The following is a 15,798-nucleotide window of genomic DNA, read 5'->3' as shown; positions in this document are numbered from 1 at the left end:
AGGACATCCAGGCAACGATCTTCGCACTCGACGCATCCTCACCGACTCAGCCGAGGCTACGGGGCAGTATTCATCACGAAATGTGGGCCAGATCCCAGTCCAAGCCGTCATAACCACAGGTGCTCGTCGTCAGGGAAGCGGTTCGAGGAACTCCAGGCGGTTGCCATGGGGATCTTCACTGTGGAAGCGGCGCATTCCTGGGAAGTCGTCGTCGAAGTCGACCGGATAACCGGCGTTGCTCAGCCGCTGGGCCCACTGGTCGATGTCGTGGACCAGGAGGCCGGGGTGTGCCTTGCGAGCGGGGCGGAAGTCGGCCTCGACATCCAGGTGCAGTTCGATGCCATGGCCGCGAAACCAGCACCCGCCGCGGGTGGCGAGAGCGGGGGGCTTGGGGATCTCGGTCAGACCGAGCACACCCTCGTAGAAGTCGCGCAAGACCGGCTCGCTTCCCCGGGGACAGGCCAGCAGCACGTGATGCAGCATCACAACTCCTCACATATATAAGGTCTACGACGAGCTCGTAGCGTTCCGGCCGCGTATGGGAATCACGGCATGATCTGAAGGGTCTGGAGGATATGGGGCCACGCGACCGCCCCCAAGGCGGCGTCCGCGCCGGATGATCCCCCGTACAGATAGCTTGTCGATGCCGGAGCAGGTGACTCTCCGGGCAGACGTAGGCGGTGGCCGGCATCCGGGCTGCTGAGGATGCGAACCGGACGTCCCGCCGCCGAGCGGCGGGTGGCCAGCTCTTCGGCGAAGGGCAGTGACGGCCACATTCGATCGTCTGCGCCCGCGACGAGGAGAAGTTCGCCCGTAGCCTGCTCGATGGGAATCGCAGCGGCTTCTGCTGATGGGGCGAATGTCCTACGGCTGTGTTCATAGAGCGTGCGGTACGCCACCGGGAAGCCTTCCGGCTCAGCTGGAGACCAGGTGTCGTCATAGGGAACGAATGGCATGGGATCTCCCCGCCAGGTCCATGAGGATCGGTACGGGTGAGTGTGTCCGTCTATCCCCGGCCCGACATTCGCCCAGACGACGGAGGTGGGGGACAGCGCAACCACCGCGTCGATGCGGGGATCGAGCCCGGCGATGAGCAGCGCGGCCTCGGCACCTTTGGATATCCCCACAACGCCGATACGCCGTACCCCGGTGTCCAGGAGCAGGTCAACGGTGGCGGTGAAGATCTCCAGCGGGATTTCACAGATTCCGGCCGGTTGTCCGGGACCTCCGAACCAGCGGATCGACACCGCGACGGCGCCTTGCCGGGCGAGCACACGCGACCGCTCGGTCTCGATACGCCCGCTGGAGCCGGCCAGGACAAGGACACCGACGTCTCCGCCACTTCGCGGCGTGATCATGATTCCCTCGTAAGGGCCGGCGAGGCCGCGTTCGATGATCTCCACGCATATTTCCTATCTGAGATCGGGCGTCGGAGTGCCCCCGCCGGAGGCGAAGATCGGCCTTTGGGCGGTGGGCAGCGGAGATCGTCCTCCGCTGGCGTGTTCGAGCGGTCAGCGATCCGAGGCTTTCCCATCACATCGTGATCAAGGTGCTCTCCACGCCGACGCCCGGATGGCATTATCTGCGAAATGCCGTTCCTGTCGGATGGAGTTTCTTCGTGACCGTTGCGCCCGCCATCGTCGCGCGCCGCCTGCTGGCCGGCCTTCTCGTGGTCATCGGCGCAACAGGTTGCAGCGCAGCCGGGGAGGATAAGGCCGTGAGTGCGATCCCGGCTCCGCGCACCGCCGCCGACCTCACTCTTCCGCTTGATGCCTATGATCTGCCCGCGGCCGACCGGAAGATCGTCGACAAGGCCCGGTTCATGATGCTCGCCGACTGCACCCGGAAGTTCGGGGTGGAGTTGAAAGCTCTGCCGCTCCCGGCTCAGCCTGAGGAGCATAAGAACGCCGGCTATCTCGCCTGGCTGGGTGACCGTCAGGTGGAGAAGTACGGCTATACGGGTCCGCCCACTCAGCTCCTGGAGAGCGCAGGCTTCACCGGGTACTCCATATCCGATGAGCAGGCCATCGTCCTGAATGGTAGAAGACGGAACTTCCACGGCAAGGCATTGCCTGCCGGTGGATGTACCGGCAGAACGGAAGCACTTCTCGGCCAGGGATCCCTGGAACCCCTCGGAGACAGAGCGGCCAGGGTGCACGAGGAGCAGGACCTTTTCATACTGGCCGACGACGCATCCCAGAGTGCTTACACCGATTCACGCATCCGTGATGCCGAACAGGTGTGGAGCAGTTGCATGAAGGAAAAAGGGTTCGACTACCCGAATCCCGAGGCCGCCGTCGGAGATCCCCGCTGGGGATACAACGCGGCGAATGATCATATTCTCAAGCCTCAGGGGACCCCGGAGGAGATTGCGACGGCCACCGCCGACGCGACATGCAGGATGGACACGAACTACTACGGTGCACGGCAGGCGGCATACCGCGACAGCCAGAAAAGGATCATTGCGAAGAATCAGGTTCGGCTGGACCGGATAAAAATTATCAACCAAGCCCAGATCAAGAACTCGCGTACATTCCTGACGGGTGAACTCACAGTGACCTGGTAGCCCCGACGGTATGCGGTCCCAACCCGCTTCACCTCTTGCCGTACAAATGGTCCAGCGCGCAAGGAGTAGCGTTCCCCGTCCTCGGTGCTCTGCGAGTTGGAGCCGCCGTCGGCCAGAATCGGCCGCCAGGGGTCGCGTCCGCAAGAGTGGTGTACAGGTCGGCCTTGGGCGTGCCGGGGCTACACCTTCTGGCTTTTGGATCGCTGGACGGGAGCCCCGCGCCCATGTCTCCCGCCTCTCTTCCCGCAGATTTCCACTATGAGCTCTACCAGGGGCCAGGGCTTGTCCTGATCGAGCGTCTCACCGGAATCAAGCTCACCACCCAGATCCTGGAAGGGTCCGCTTACCTATCCGGAATCATCTCCGAGCCGCCGACCACTACGTAAGTGTTCCGATTGGGACTGTACGGTCTTCTGTGCTTTTGCCGTCCAGGGCTCATCCGGATGCTTCCCGCTCGCAGGGGTACTGTCGGTGGTCGCGATGTGATCTTCGGTTCAGCGATCGGTCATGGGGCTGATGCTCGTTGCCCTGTTCGCCTGTATGTACTTCGGCGGCCCGCGTCCGAGGGAGGCCGCGGGACTCCGGAAGAAGGACTGTCACCTTCCGGCGTCCTGCTGGGGGCTGCTTACCCTGGAGAAGACCAGGCCGCAGAGCAACAAGCGGTTCACCGACTCGGGGGAGACCCACGACGAGCGCGGTCTCAAGCACCGGGACGAGAAGGAGACGCGGCCGGTGCCGATCCCGCCGGAACTGGTGGCCATCCTGCGTGACCACATCGACCGTCACGGCGTCGCCGCCGATGGCCGGCTCTTCCGGACCCGTACGGGCGGACTGATCTCAGGGTCCGCGTACGCCAAGGTCTGGAAGGAGGCTCGGACGTACGCCTTCACCCCCGAGCAGGTCGCCTCACCCCTGGCGGGCAGGCCGTATGACCTGCGGCACGCGGCGGTCTCCCTGTGGCTCAACGCTGGGGTGCACGCGCCGGAAGCCGCGGAGAGGGCCGGTCACGGGGTGGATGTGATGCTCAGGGTCTACGCCAAGTGCATCGACGGCCAGCGCGAGGTGGCGAACCAAAGAATCTTGGCGGCGCTCGTCACATGACACGGATCATGCTCCATGAAGGACCCCGGGACACCTTGGGGTCCTTCGTCGTTCCGGCCCCGGAATCGGTCCGCGACGCTCTGGAACTCCCGGTCCCACCTGGGAAAACGGGGCCGCGCCCATTCCGCGTATGTTCCGCGAGCGGTGGCATACGACTGCTTCCGGCTACCTGCGGCTGCCTGAGGGGGTCAGGCTGCGGACAAGCAAAAGACCAGGTCAGCGGCTAGATGACCTGGTCTCGGCAGCGCACCCTGCAGGATTCGAACCTGCGACCGTCGGATTAGAAGTCCGGTGCTCTATCCAGCTGAGCTAAGGGTGCTCCCGCTCAATTGTGCATGATCCGGGGAGTGCCCATGTATCGGTTTTGGGGCTGTGTCGCGAGGATCACTCCGCGGCGCCTCGACCTGCCCGGAGAGAACGGCCTCCGGGCCGGGCGGCCGAAGCGGGATTCCGGCTGTTCGGGCTGGAGGAACCTCGCTGGACGAGGAGGCGTCTCCCCGATGACCTTGCCGTACATGGCAGCGGATGTCCGATGGGCGGATGACTTCCGGATGTTCCATCAGACAGGGAGATGTCCGCCCGAATCGTCCACGCGAGAAGGCGGATCCGTCTACGCTCGGGTGGCATGTTCGCCGTCAGGACCCAACAGGAGATCCCCCTTCTGGGCGGTGATGTCACCGACGGGGTGGTGCGGGTCGGGGACACCGTCCGCCGGCCCAGCCGGGCCTCCACCGCTTCGGTGCACGCGCTCCTGCGGCATCTGGAGCGTTCCGGGTTCGAGGGGGCGCCCCGGGCGTTGGGCGTGGACGAGCGGGGCCGGGAGGTGCTGAGCTACGTCGAGGGCGGCTCCGCGGCCAGGCCGTTGCCCGGGTACGCGCTCAGCGGGGAGTCGCTGGCCGCGCTGGCGCGGCTGCTGCGCGGCTTCCACGACGCGGCCGAGGGGTTCGTCCCGCCGCCGGGAGCCTTCTGGGAGGGCGGGTCCAACGACGACGCGGCCCCGAGGCTGATCGGGCACTGTGACGTCAATCTGGACAACGTGATCTTCCGTGACGGGCTGCCGGTCGCGTTGATCGACTTCGACATGGCCCGGCCGACGACCCGGCTCTTCGACGTGGTGACCACGCTGCGGCACTGGGCGCCGATCGCCGATCCCGTCGATCTGGAGCCGCTCCAGCGCCGCCTTGAGGTCGGGCCCCGGCTCCGCCTGTTCTGCGACGCGTACGGCCTGGCGCCTCGCGACCGCAGACGCCTGCTGGATCTGGCCCGGCTCCGCTTCGACCGCTCGTACCAGGTGATGCGTGCCAGGGCCGAGGCAGGGAGTGGCGGATGGGCCCGGATGTGGGCCGGTGGGGCGGGGGTGCGCATCCGGCGGGCCCGGGTGTGGCTGGAGACCCACCAGGATGAACTCCATGAACATCTCATTTAGTCGACTAATCGCCAAAGTGGGACTAAGGGGACCTGGAGTAGCCGAAGGTGTGGGGATGCTCGCCGGGGTCGTGATCGACGCCGTGCTCGCCGATCCCCGGCGAGGGCACCCGGTCGCGCTGTTCGGCACCGCCGCCGCCGAGGTGGAGAGGCGGGTGTACGGGGACGGCCGGGCAAGGGGCGTGCTCCACGTCGTACTGTGCGTGGTTCCGGTGGCGTTGCTCGGCCACGCCGCGACCCGGCCGCGCGATCCCATGGTGCGGGCCGTGCTGAGCGCGGCGGCGACCTGGGCCGTTCTCGGCGGCACCACACTGGGCCGCGAGGGGGTGGAGATGGCCGAACTCCTGGAGGACGGTGACCTGGCCGGGGCCCGGGAGAGGCTGCCTCATCTGTGCGGGCGGGATCCCTCCGGGTTGGCGGCGCCCGGACTGGCGAGGGCCACCGTGGAGTCGATCGCGGAGAACACCTCCGACGCGGTGGTGGCGCCGCTGTTCTGGGGAGCGGTCGCCGGGGTGCCCGGCCTGCTCGCCTACCGGGCGGTCAACACGCTGGACGCGATGGTCGGCCACCGCAACGAGCGCTACCAGCGCTTCGGCTGGGCCGCGGCCCGCCTCGACGACGTGGCCAACTTCGTACCCGCCAGGATCACCGGGCTGCTCGCCGCGCTCGGCGCCCCCCTGGTGGGCGGTTCGACGCGGCGGGCGGCGGCGGTGCTGCGCGGGGACGGCCACCGTCACCCCAGCCCCAACGCGGGCCGCTGCGAGGCGGCCTTCGCGGGCGCGCTGGACCGCACGCTCGGCGGGGTGAACGTGTACGGCACCCGGGTGGAGCACCGGCCGAAGATGGGCGAAGGACCCGAGCCCTCGGTCGCCGACATCCGCCGGTCCGTACGACTGGCGCGGGCGGTCGGCCTGGCCGCGGCGGGGCTGGCCGTCCTGGCCGCCGTGCGCGGATCGCGCGGGAGGAAGGGGTGAAGGGGGCGCTGCTGGTCGCCGGGACCACCTCCGACGCGGGCAAGAGCGTCGTCACCGCCGGGATCTGCCGCTGGCTGGCCCGCCAGGGGGTGCGGGTCGCACCGTACAAGGCGCAGAACATGTCGCTGAACTCCTTCGTCACCGCCGACGGCGCCGAGATCGGCCGGGCCCAGGCGATGCAGGCCGCCGCGTGTGGGCTGGAGCCCAGCGCGGACATGAACCCGATCCTGCTCAAGCCGGGCAGTGACCGGCGCAGCCAGGTCGTGGTGATGGGCAGGCCGATGGCCGAGGTCGACGCGATGGAGTACTGGGACGTCAAGGAGCGGCTCCGGCAGGTCGCGGTGGACGCGCTGGAGCGGCTGCGGGCCCGCTACGACGTGGTGGTCTGCGAGGGGGCGGGCAGTCCGGCGGAGATCAATCTGCGCGCGGGCGACATCGCCAACATGGGGCTGGCCCGTGCCGCGAACCTGCCGGTCGTCGTGGTCGGCGACATCGACAGGGGCGGGGTCTTCGCCTCGCTGTACGGGACCGTGGCGCTGCTGGAGCCCGCCGACCAGGCGCTGATCGCCGGGTTCGTGATCAACAAGTTCCGGGGGGCGCCCGAGCTCCTCGAACCGGGCCTGGACATGATCAGGGAGCTGACCGGCCGTGAGGTGTACGGGGTGCTGCCCTGGCTGGACGGCCTCTGGATGGATGTCGAGGACTCCCTGGCCCTGGACAACCGGCCCGCGCCCGGGACGCGCGCCCCGTACGGCGGGCAGAGCCTGCGGGTGGCGGTGGTACGGCTGCCGAGGATCTCCAACTTCACGGACGTGGACGCGCTGGCCTCCGAGCCCGGAGTGACGGTCCGCTACGTGACCTCGCCGGGCGAGCTGGACGACGCCGATCTGGTGGTGCTGCCCGGTTCCCGGGCCACGGTCTCCGACCTGGCCTGGCTTCGCGCCACCGGCCTGGCCGAGGCCCTGCGGGGACGGGCCGTGCTAGGTATCTGCGGCGGTTACCAGATGCTCGCCAGGACCATCCGCGACGACGTCGAGTCGGGGGCCGGCCTCGTCGAGGGGCTGGGGCTGCTGCCCGCCTCGGTGGAGTTCGCCGAGGACAAGACGCTGGGCCGCCCGGTGGGCGCCGCCTACGGCTGCCGGGTCGAGGCGTACGAGATCCACCATGGGGTCGTGACGGTCAACGGTGGCGAGCCCTTCCTGGACGGCTGCCGGTACGGCTCGGTGTGGGGCACCACCTGGCACGGCGCCCTGGAGAACGACGATTTCCGCCGGGCGTTCCTGGCCGAGGTGGCCGCCGTCTCCGGCCGTGACTTCACCCCGGCCCCTGACGTGTCGTTCGCCGCCCTGCGCGAGGAGCGGCTGGACGCGCTCGGCGACCTGGTCGAGCGGAACGTCGACACCGGGGCACTGCTCCGGCTGATGGAGGGTGGGACGCCTTCGGGGCTGCCGTCGCTTCCGCCCGGCGCCACCCGGCGCGAGGCCCCGTACCTCTCCCGGGGTGGCTCCTCCGCCGGCTGACCGGCGGCGGGGGCGGTCCGGCGAGGGGGCGCCCCCATTCTTTTCCCGTGCGACAGGGAAGAAAGGGGCCTTGGCCTAGTAAAATCGGTATTTCCCCTGCCAGATCCGATGGGGGAAGTCTGGGAGGTCGGTGATGGTCCGCATCATCGTGTTGCTCTTTGTCATCGCCGTGATCGCCATGGTGGTTCTTGGCGCGGCCCGGATGATCCGCTCCTTCTCGGCTCCCGAACCAGCCGCCGACAGCCCCCGCGAGATCCTCAGGCGTCGTTACGCGGCCGGTGAGATCGACGAGGACGAGTACCTCCGCCGGATGTCGGGTCTCTCCCAGGAGTGGTAGGCCCACCTCCGCGGTCTGTCAGGCGGCGGGGGCTGAGGTGGGCTGGTTCGCGGTGATCCAGGCGTCGATCTCCTCCCACTGGTCGAAGAGCCACCGGATCTGGTTCTCGCGGTCGCGCGGCACGTCGGCGGCCTGGACCCGCCACCACTTGGCCTTGATCTCGGCGCTCATCGGGAGGCGGTGCCAGATGTCTCCGAGGGTGACCAGGTCGTCGAGGCCGGTGTGCGCGACGAAGATCACGTCCGCCTCGGGGCAGGCCTCGATCGCGGCGATGGCCCCGTTGGGGCGGGGTGCCATCAGGTGTTCCAGCCCGCGGGCCCGCTCGGCCTCCTCGGACAGGCCCTTGCGCTCCAGTCGGAGGATGGCCCGCCAGCGACGCCTGGGGGTGAAGTTGCCGCCCTCCGGGAAGATCACCAGGGCGTCGTCGGCGTCCATGCCCGAGGCCAGGCGGCGGATCTCGCCGAGAACGCCACTCTCGGAGGTCTTGCGCGGGACGAAGGCGTTGGGGAGGCGGTTGATCACCACGTCCAGTGAGGGGTCGAGTTGCAGGGCGGCCTTCATCACGATCCTCGGGCGCCTGTCGTACCGGGCGAGAAGGTGGTGGACGAGCAGGAACGAGTCGCCGGGGCCCGCGTGGCGGGACAGCACGATGACGGGGCGGGTGAGGCGCCGGGAGAGTTCGCCGGAGGTGGGTGTCGGCTCGTCGATCTCGACGCTCAGCCGGAAGATCCGCACGGCCACCTCGTACACCTTGGACAAAAACCACCGGATCAGCGCGTAGTGCCGCTCCTGGTGCTCGTCGCGGTGGAGCCATCCGCCGAACCCGCTCGCCACCCAGAGGCCCAGGCAGGCGAGGAGCGCCATCGACTCCAGGGCCAGCCACGCCACCGCGAACCAGACCAGCCGGGTGCCGCGCCGCTGCGGGGGCGGCAGGCGCAGCGAGGCCGCGGCCACCACCAGCAGCCAGATCGGGAGCGTGACCACCGCGACCACGGTGAGCACGATGACGAGCGGGGCCAGGATCAGCCGGCGGATGATGCGAGGAGGCAGCATGAGCGGCTCCTGCCTGGGGGTGATATGCGGTGCGGGTGTATGGATCTGACGGGTTGGTGATCGGTGTGGAGGGGAGTGCCGGTGCGTACCCCCGGGGGGACGCCGGTGGGTATGGGGAACTCAGGTGGACGGGTTACGGGCCAGGTAGCTGGACGATGCCTGGTACGCCCGTTCTATGTATCCAGATATATGCGATATATCCCGATAACGCAGCTGGGCCAGATCCATTCCCGGGCGTGCCTCGCCACCCGACGGCATGACATGGACCTCGATATCGCCCGGCAGGGTGGCCATCTCCTCGGCGAAGCGGTGCCGCCTGGCGATCTCGAAGGCGGTCATCCCGACCTCCCACGGGCGCCGTGGCACCAGAAGGGGGCGCTCGATCCTGCCCACGTGCAGCACGTACACCCGGCGGGCGCCCAGCGCGATCGCGCGGCCGACCGGGATGCTGTGCACCAGCCCGCCGTCGAGGAAGTGCTCGCCGCCGATGCGGACCGGGGGCAGCAGCCCGGGGACGGCGCAGGAGGCCAGCACCGCCTCGACCAGGGGCCCCTCGGTGAACCAGTGCGCGGTGGCGCGCTCGACCGAGGCGGCCACGCACTGGAACGGCACCGCCAGGTCCTCGATCCGGGAGACGGAGAGCGTCCGGGTCAGCAGGTCGCGCAGCGGCTGGCCGGAGTGCAGATGGGTGCCGGTCCTGGCGAGGGTGGACAGCCGGGTCACCCACGACCCCGCGAACGCGGTGCGGACCACGTTCGAGCCCCACAGCGTGGTCAGGCGCGTGACCGCGTCACCCGGGGAGGCGGCGAGCACGACGCCGTTCAGCGCGCCCACGGACGTGCCGACGATCACATCGGGCTTGATACCCGCCTCGTCGAGCGCCCTCAGCATGCCCACCTCGTGAGCGCCGAGGACCCCTCCGCCGCCGAGGACGAAGGCGGTGTCCACGCTCATCGGTCCTCCGTAGGTTGCCAGGCGGCCCGGTGCCGCGCGATTCGTCAACGACCTCACGATAGACCGCGCCGGGCATCGGTACGGCCCTCGCGGGGGCGCGGCCCCGATGTCGCGACGGGGCGGGGTCCGGATCCGGGCAAGGAAAAGGCGGCCAACTGTCGAGATCCGGCCATGGCCCCCGCACCGGCGGGCGGGCACGATCGGGTGCATGACAGCGGTGGTGGAGACCGAGGGGCTCACCAAGTTCTACGGCGGGCGCCGGGGACTTGAGGATCTCGACCTGGAGATCCGGCCCGGGGAGGTGTTCGGGTACCTCGGCCCGAACGGCGCGGGAAAGACGACCACGATCCGGCTGCTCCTGGACGTGATCCGCCCCACCAGGGGCCGGATGACGGTCCTCGGCAGCGATCCCCGCGAGGCGGGCGTGCGGAGCCGGATCGGTTACCTGCCCGGCGAACTGGCCCTGGAGGGCAGGGAACGGGCGGGAGACTACCTCGCCTTTCTCGGCGCGGTACGCGGCGGCGTGTCCAGGGGCCGGATAGCGGAGCTGGCCGAGCGGCTGGAGGCCGACCTGGCGGTGCCGATGGGCAAGCTCTCCAAGGGCAACAGGCAGAAGGTCGGGCTCATCCAGGCGTTCATGCACGAGCCGGAGTTCCTGATCCTCGACGAGCCGACCAGCGGCCTGGACCCGCTGGTGCAGCAGGAGTTCCTGGCGATGATCCGCGAGGTCCGAGCCTCCGGCCGTACCGTGCTGATGTCCTCGCACATGCTGGCCGAGGTCGAGCACGTCTCCGACCGGGTCGGCATCGTACGAGCCGGCAGGCTGGTCGCGGTGGAGGACGTCGCCGCGCTCCGCGAGAAGGCGGTGCGCCAGGTGGAGTTCCACTTCGACGCGCCGGTGCCCCGCGAGGCGTTCGAGAACCTGCCCGGCGTGCGGGACCTGCGGGTGGAGGGCGCCGGGGTGCGCTGCACCATCGACGGCCGCCCGGACGCGCTGGTCAAGGCGGCGGCGCGGTTCACCGTGGTGCACATGGTCAGCGCCGAGCCCGACCTCGAAGAGATCTTCCTGACCTACTACAGCGATGAGGAGGCGCGTCATGCCCGCGCTGGTGTCGAAGAGCCTGCGTGACTACCGGCGGGCGCTGCTCGGCTGGACGATCGGGATCAGCGCGTTCTTCGGGCTGTACCTGGCGTACTACCCGACCATCGTGAGCAACTCCGAGCTCTACGGGCAGGTGGCGCTGACCAAGTTCCCCGGGGCGATGCGCGACCTCATGGGCGGTCTGGAGGACGGCTTCACCAGCGGCCCCGGCTACCTGCAGACGCTGGTCTACCAGCTGTTCGGGCCGATGCTGTTCATCATGTGCGCCGCGGTGATCGGTAACCGGGCGATCGCCCAGCCCGAGGAGACGGGCACCCTGGAGCTGACCCTCACCCTCCCGATCACCCGCAGGCGGCTGGTCCTGGAGCGGTTCGCCGCCCTCGCCCTCGCCCTGCTCGGCGTGACGACGGTCACCTTCCTCGTCGTGTTCGGCCTGGCCTTGGCCGTCGGCATGGACGTCCCGGCCGACCGGATCCTGGCCGGTCACACCGGCGTCTTCCTGCTCGCCCTCTTCTTCGGCACGCTCTGCCTGACCGTCGGCGCGTTGACGGGACGCCGGGGGGTCGCCCTGGCGGTGGTCGGGGTGGTCGCGGTGGCCGGCTATGTGGTCGAGACGATGGGCAGGGACGTGGACGGGGTGTCCTGGCTGCGCTGGATCTCGCCGTTCCACTACTACCTCGACGGACGGCCGATCCAGCAGGGATTTCCCGTGTGGGAGTATCTCGTGCTGGCAGGGGCGATCGTCGCGCTGGTGCTGACCGCGATACCGGCCTTCGACAGGCGTGACGTGGGAGTCTGATGGACGAGCTGCTCGGCGGCCATCTCCGGACGTTGAGGGAGGCGGCCGCCACCGGCAGGCCGCCGGGCAGAGCCGAGCTCGACGACTGCCGCGCCGCCGGTGCGCTGGCCGCGGAGCGGGGCGTGTCCGTCCGGGCCCTGGTCGAGGCGGCGCTGGCCATGGCCGAGTCGGTGAGCCCCGCCCCGCTTTCGGCCCTGCGGCGTACGCTCTCCGCGCTGATGGAGGGGTACGAGGACGCCCAGCGGTCCGCGCTGCGCCAGGAGGAGCTCGCGCGCCGGGAGTTCGTCGACGACCTGCTCCAGGGACGCGTCCACCGGCTCGCCGAGCGGGCCGAGCACTTCGGCCTCCGCCTGGCCGAGAGCTACGCGGTCGCCGTCGCCCGCCCCGCCGCCGATGCGGACGGCGGGCTCGCCGAGGGGACGGCCCGGCGGATCGAGGACGCGCTGATCACCCGGTTCGGCTCGCACAACGTGCTGGTCGCGGCCCGGGACGGGATGCTCGTCTGCGTGGCGCCGGGCGGCCTCGCCGCCGCGACCGGCGAGTTCACCCACCACGTCCGCCGGCTGTTCGCGCCCGGCTGGCGGGTCGGTCTTGGCAGGGCACACCGAGGCCCCGGCGGGGTGGTCGCCTCCTATCGCGAGGGCGCCAACGCCATCGAGCTCGGCGATCGGCTGGGGTTGCGCGCCCCGGTGCTGAAAGCCGCCGACCTGCTGGTCTTCCCGGTGCTGCTGCGGGACCGGGCGGCCATCGAGGACCTGGTGACGACGGTGCTCAGCCCGCTGCTCGAGGCGCGGGGCGGTCCCGAGCCGCTGCTCGCCACGCTGGAGGCGGTCTTCGCCTCCCAGGGCAACCAGACCGCCGCCGCGCGCAGGCTCGGCGTCAGCACCCGGGCGGTGACCTACCGGCTGGAGCGGATCCGCCGCCTCACCGGGTTCTCACCGGACGACCACACCCAGCGTTTCACCCTGGAGACGGCGGTCCTGGGCGCCCGGCTGCTGGACTGGCCCGCCCAGTCGCTGTGCTGACCGCCCCCGCCGTACGCGGAGCCCCGATGGCGTCCCCCTCGGATCGACGCCGGACGCGTGGCGCCCTCGTGGTGCCTCCGTACGCCCGCCATCGGGCGGAGGGCGCTCAGGGGATCAGCAGCACCTTGCCGGTCGTACGGCGGGATTCGAGGTCCGCGTGGGCGCGGGCGGCCTCCGCCAGCGGGTAGCGGTTGGAGATGTGCACCCGGATCCGCCCTTCGGCCACCCAGCCGTAGATCTCGGAGGCCCGCCAGACGAGCTCGTCACGGGTGGCGATGTAGGCGTTCAGGCTGGGGCGGGTCAGGAACAGGGAGCCGTTCCTGGCCAGGATCTGCGGGTCGACGGGCGGGACCGGACCGCTGGCCTGGCCGTACAGTGCCATCATGCCGCGCGGGCGCAGCGAGGCGATGCTCTCGTCGAAGGTGGTCGCGCCCACGCCGTCGTAGACGACGTGCACGCCGGAGCCGGTCAGCTCGCGGACCGCGTCGGCGAAGCCGTGGTAGCGGAGCACCTCGTCGGCGCCCGCCTGGCGGGCCAGGGTCTCCTTCTCCTCGGTGGAGACCGTGCCGATCACCCGGGCGCCGCGCAGCTTGGCGATCTGGGTGAGCAACAGGCCCATGCCACCGGCGGCGGCGTGCACCAGCACGTCGTCACCGGCCTTCACCGCGTAGGTGGAGTGGGTCAGGTAGTGCGCGGTCAGTCCCTGGAGCGTGACGGCCGCCGCGGCCTCGGGTGTGACCCCCTCGGGCACCGGGAGCAGCTTGGAAGCGGGCACCGCGATCCTGGAGGCGTAGCTGCGCGGCACGGCCGCCCAGGCGACGGTGTCGCCGGCGGCGACGTCGTGGACGTCCTCGCCGACCGCGACGACGGTGCCCGCGCCCTCCTCACCGGGGATGAAGGGCAGGGAGAGCGGGTAACGCCCCATCCGGTGGTAGACGTCGATGAAGTTCACGCCGGAGGCGGCGACGTCGACCAGCACCTCCCCGGGGTTCACCTCGGGGTCCGGCTGGTCGTCGACGTAGGTGAGAACCTCGGGGCCGCCGGTGGCGGAGACGACTATGGCGCGCATCGTGCTGAACTCCTTCGATCTGTCAGTGTCCCGATCAGTGTCCCGATCGTCCCCGGCACCGGGCGGATCACTCAGGGCTGCCCGATGGCGGGGCCGTGCAGTGTGAAGTTGTCGAACGCGGTCCTGAGCACGGCGTCGCTGTTCTCGCCGACCCGGGCGATCACCCCCACCAGGCCGTTGGGCAGCGGGTTGGTGTCGAGGAAGGACTGCGTCCGATCGCCGTTGACCCACATGTTGAGCTGCACGCCCCCGTCGACCCCGGTGCACTCGGCTTGAAGGTGGGTGGCCTTCCCCTTGGGCAGGTCGACCTTGACGGGTTTGGTGAGCTCGCCCCCGGCGCTCTTGACGGTCTTGCGGATGCGGGCGTTCCCGGCGGTGTCGAGCAGGAACTCGTACCGGGTCGCCTTGTTGTCGTCCTCGCCCCGGCAGAACAGTCCGTACTCGCCCGTGCCGATGCTGCCGGAGCGGATCGTGATGTCGGTGCCGAGCAGGATCCGGCTCGGCGTGACCGGTGTGGGGCTGGCTGTGGGGTCGGGGGTGGCGGGCGGCGCGGGCACGAAGGGGATCGGGGCCTGCTCCCGCTTGACGGGGGAGATGCCACTGACGTCGATGGCGTAGTAGCCGTCGGGGGCGTAGCCGTAGTTGCCGGTGAACGAATCGTAGATGCCGCCGCTCCAGCCGGTGCCGCTCTGGGTGAAGTCGTCCTGGTAGAGCAGGGTGAGGTTCTCCGGGGGGCCGCCGGGGGAAAGGGCCAGGCTCAGGCCGAACGCGCCGGCCACCACCAGGGCCGCCGCGGCCGCTCCGATGATCAGCTTGCGGCGCTTGGCCGACTGTTCGCGCGCGGAGATGCCGGGATCGTCCTGCGGGCTCAGGAGGGTGTGGCCGGGGCCCGTCTGCGGGTTGCCGGAGACCGTGTAGCCGGGCTGGGAGGACATCGAGGTAGGAGTCCACCGGAGGTCGTCGCTCCCCGGGGTGTTCGCGGGCACTGTCGGCTGTCGCTGCCAGGAGGCCTGAACCGAGTGGGCGGTCTGCTCGGGCGCGGCGGAGCGGCCGACCAGGTGGTCGAGGAGCTGCTGGGAGGTGGGCCGGTGCAGAGGGTCCTTGGCCAGGGCGTAGCCGACCAGCTCGCGCAGCGCGGGCTCCATGCCCTCCAGGGTGGGTTCGGTGTTGAGCACCTGGTACAGCACCGCGGGCAGCGCCTCACCGCCGAACGGAGCTCGTCCGCTCGCCGCGAAGGCCATCAGGCAGCCCCACGAGAACACGTCGCAGGCGGCCGAGACCGGCTCGCCGCGGAGCACCTCGGGCGCCATGTAGCGGGGGGTGCCGAGGATCTCACCGGTCCCGGTCATCCCGCTGAGCGTGTCCAGCGCGCGGGCGATGCCGAAGTCGATCACGCGGGGGCCGACGGGGGAGAGCAGCACGTTGGAGGGCTTGAGGTCGCGGTGCACCACCCCGGCGGCGTGGATGGCGGTCAGCGCGGTCGCCACCCCGACGGCCAGCGCGTCCAGGCTGGAGCCGTGCAGTGGCCCGCCGGACTCCACCGCCTCCTCCAGGTTGGGGCCGGTGACGTACTCGGTGACGACGTAGAGCTGGTCGCCGTCGAGCGCCGCCTCGATGACCGCGGCCGTGCAGAACCTGCGGACCCGCTGCGCGGCGTCGGCCTCCCTGCGGAAGCGCATCCGGAACCGCTCGTGCTGGCTGTACTCCGAGTTGATGACCTTGATGGCGACCTGTTGCCCGTCGGGGGACTCGCCGAGATAGACCGTGCCCATCCCGCCTCGGCCCAGCCTGCCGAGCAAGCGGTATCGGCCTATCTGTAGTGGTTCGTCGGGACTGAGGTTGTTCACCTTTGTACCTAACCGCATACGCCATC

The 15,798-nt window shown here is 69.9% G+C and carries 15 protein-coding genes and 1 tRNA gene; 9 read left to right on the top strand and 7 right to left on the bottom strand.

Annotated elements, in window-relative coordinates; all coding sequences use genetic code 11:
* Nucleotides 1-129: 129 nt before the first annotated feature.
* Together IG98_RS0127270 and IG98_RS0127265 are read right to left on the bottom strand one after the other, a co-directional pair.
* Nucleotides 130-483, bottom strand: coding sequence for a VOC family protein (locus IG98_RS0127270; protein ID WP_030918092.1), 354 nt, complete (start codon nt 481-483; stop codon nt 130-132).
* A 62-nt stretch (nt 484-545) separates the two neighbouring features.
* Complete coding sequence (locus tag IG98_RS0127265) at nt 546-1,403, bottom strand: acyl-CoA thioester hydrolase/BAAT C-terminal domain-containing protein (protein ID WP_030918089.1); 858 nt, start codon at nt 1,401-1,403, stop codon at nt 546-548.
* 137 nt (nt 1,404-1,540) lie between these two features.
* On the opposite strand from IG98_RS0127265, the gene IG98_RS0127260 reads away from it, so the two are divergent.
* Together IG98_RS0127260 and IG98_RS0127250 are read left to right on the top strand one after the other, a co-directional pair.
* Nucleotides 1,541-2,566 carry a hypothetical protein gene (locus IG98_RS0127260; protein ID WP_157594536.1) on the top strand — a complete coding sequence of 342 codons (1,026 nt, stop codon included), beginning with the start codon at nt 1,541-1,543 and terminating at the stop codon, nt 2,564-2,566.
* 516 nt (nt 2,567-3,082) lie between these two features.
* The gene (locus IG98_RS0127250) at nt 3,083-3,667 is read left to right on the top strand and encodes a tyrosine-type recombinase/integrase (RefSeq protein ID WP_281178532.1); all 585 of its coding nucleotides are present in this window, start codon (nt 3,083-3,085) and stop codon (nt 3,665-3,667) included.
* A 245-nt stretch (nt 3,668-3,912) separates the two neighbouring features.
* Here IG98_RS0127250 and IG98_RS0127245 read toward each other — a convergent pair.
* Nucleotides 3,913-3,986, bottom strand: a tRNA-Arg gene (locus IG98_RS0127245).
* 306 nt (nt 3,987-4,292) lie between these two features.
* On the opposite strand from IG98_RS0127245, the gene IG98_RS0127240 reads away from it, so the two are divergent.
* The 4 genes from IG98_RS0127240 (at nt 4,293) to IG98_RS45345 (ending at nt 7,923) form a co-directional block, all read left to right on the top strand.
* Entirely contained in the window at nt 4,293-5,093 is an 801-nt protein-coding gene (locus IG98_RS0127240) for a phosphotransferase (protein WP_030918079.1), read from the top strand.
* Nucleotides 5,094-5,142: 49 nt separating this feature from the next.
* Nucleotides 5,143-6,066, top strand: coding sequence for a cobalamin biosynthesis protein (locus tag IG98_RS0127235; protein ID WP_281178531.1), 924 nt, complete (start codon nt 5,143-5,145; stop codon nt 6,064-6,066).
* Entirely contained in the window at nt 6,063-7,586 is a 1,524-nt protein-coding gene (locus IG98_RS0127230; protein ID WP_030918074.1) for a cobyric acid synthase, read from the top strand. The genes IG98_RS0127235 and IG98_RS0127230 overlap by 4 nt, the downstream gene beginning before the upstream one ends.
* Nucleotides 7,587-7,719: 133 nt before the next feature.
* Entirely contained in the window at nt 7,720-7,923 is a 204-nt protein-coding gene (locus IG98_RS45345; RefSeq protein ID WP_037971427.1) for an SHOCT domain-containing protein, read from the top strand.
* 18 nt (nt 7,924-7,941) lie between these two features.
* Here the strand turns inward: IG98_RS45345 and IG98_RS0127220 are convergent, their stop codons facing one another.
* The gene (locus tag IG98_RS0127220; protein WP_030918067.1) at nt 7,942-8,976 is read right to left on the bottom strand and encodes a 1-acyl-sn-glycerol-3-phosphate acyltransferase; all 1,035 of its coding nucleotides are present in this window, start codon (nt 8,974-8,976) and stop codon (nt 7,942-7,944) included.
* A gap of 120 nt (nt 8,977-9,096) precedes the next feature.
* Nucleotides 9,097-9,930 carry a patatin-like phospholipase family protein gene (locus IG98_RS0127215; protein ID WP_030918064.1) on the bottom strand — a complete coding sequence of 278 codons (834 nt, stop codon included), beginning with the start codon at nt 9,928-9,930 and terminating at the stop codon, nt 9,097-9,099.
* A 208-nt stretch (nt 9,931-10,138) separates the two neighbouring features.
* Between IG98_RS0127215 and IG98_RS0127210 the strand changes: the two genes are divergently transcribed.
* Genes IG98_RS0127210 through IG98_RS0127200 form a run of 3 tightly spaced genes read left to right on the top strand, consistent with a single transcriptional unit; the run spans nt 10,139 to nt 12,856 of the window.
* Nucleotides 10,139-11,059 (top strand): ABC transporter ATP-binding protein, encoded by a 921-nt coding sequence (locus IG98_RS0127210; protein WP_030918061.1) that lies wholly within the window; start codon nt 10,139-10,141, stop codon nt 11,057-11,059.
* On the top strand, nt 11,028-11,831 hold the full coding sequence (locus IG98_RS0127205) for an ABC transporter permease subunit (protein ID WP_030918058.1): 804 nt from the start codon (nt 11,028-11,030) through the stop codon (nt 11,829-11,831). The genes IG98_RS0127210 and IG98_RS0127205 overlap by 32 nt, the downstream gene beginning before the upstream one ends.
* Nucleotides 11,831-12,856: a PucR family transcriptional regulator gene (locus IG98_RS0127200; RefSeq protein ID WP_030918056.1), complete on the top strand. Its 1,026-nt coding sequence runs from the start codon at nt 11,831-11,833 to the stop codon at nt 12,854-12,856. Before IG98_RS0127205 ends, IG98_RS0127200 begins: the two co-directional genes overlap by 1 nt.
* Before the next feature lie 106 nt (nt 12,857-12,962).
* On the opposite strand, the gene IG98_RS0127195 is transcribed toward IG98_RS0127200, so the two are convergent.
* A complete protein-coding gene (locus IG98_RS0127195) occupies nt 12,963-13,925 on the bottom strand; it encodes a quinone oxidoreductase family protein (RefSeq protein WP_030918053.1) in 963 nt (320 codons plus the stop codon).
* A 71-nt stretch (nt 13,926-13,996) separates the two neighbouring features.
* Nucleotides 13,997-15,772, bottom strand: coding sequence for a serine/threonine-protein kinase (locus tag IG98_RS0127190; protein ID WP_245651735.1), 1,776 nt, complete (start codon nt 15,770-15,772; stop codon nt 13,997-13,999).
* Between the last annotated feature and the right edge of the window lie 26 nt (nt 15,773-15,798).

It is taken from the genome of Streptosporangium amethystogenes, from assembly GCF_000721075.1.
Lineage (GTDB): Bacteria > Actinomycetota > Actinomycetes > Streptosporangiales > Streptosporangiaceae > Streptosporangium > Streptosporangium amethystogenes.
Note: the sequence above shows the minus strand (reverse complement) of the source record. Positions and strands in the feature narration are given on the sequence as shown.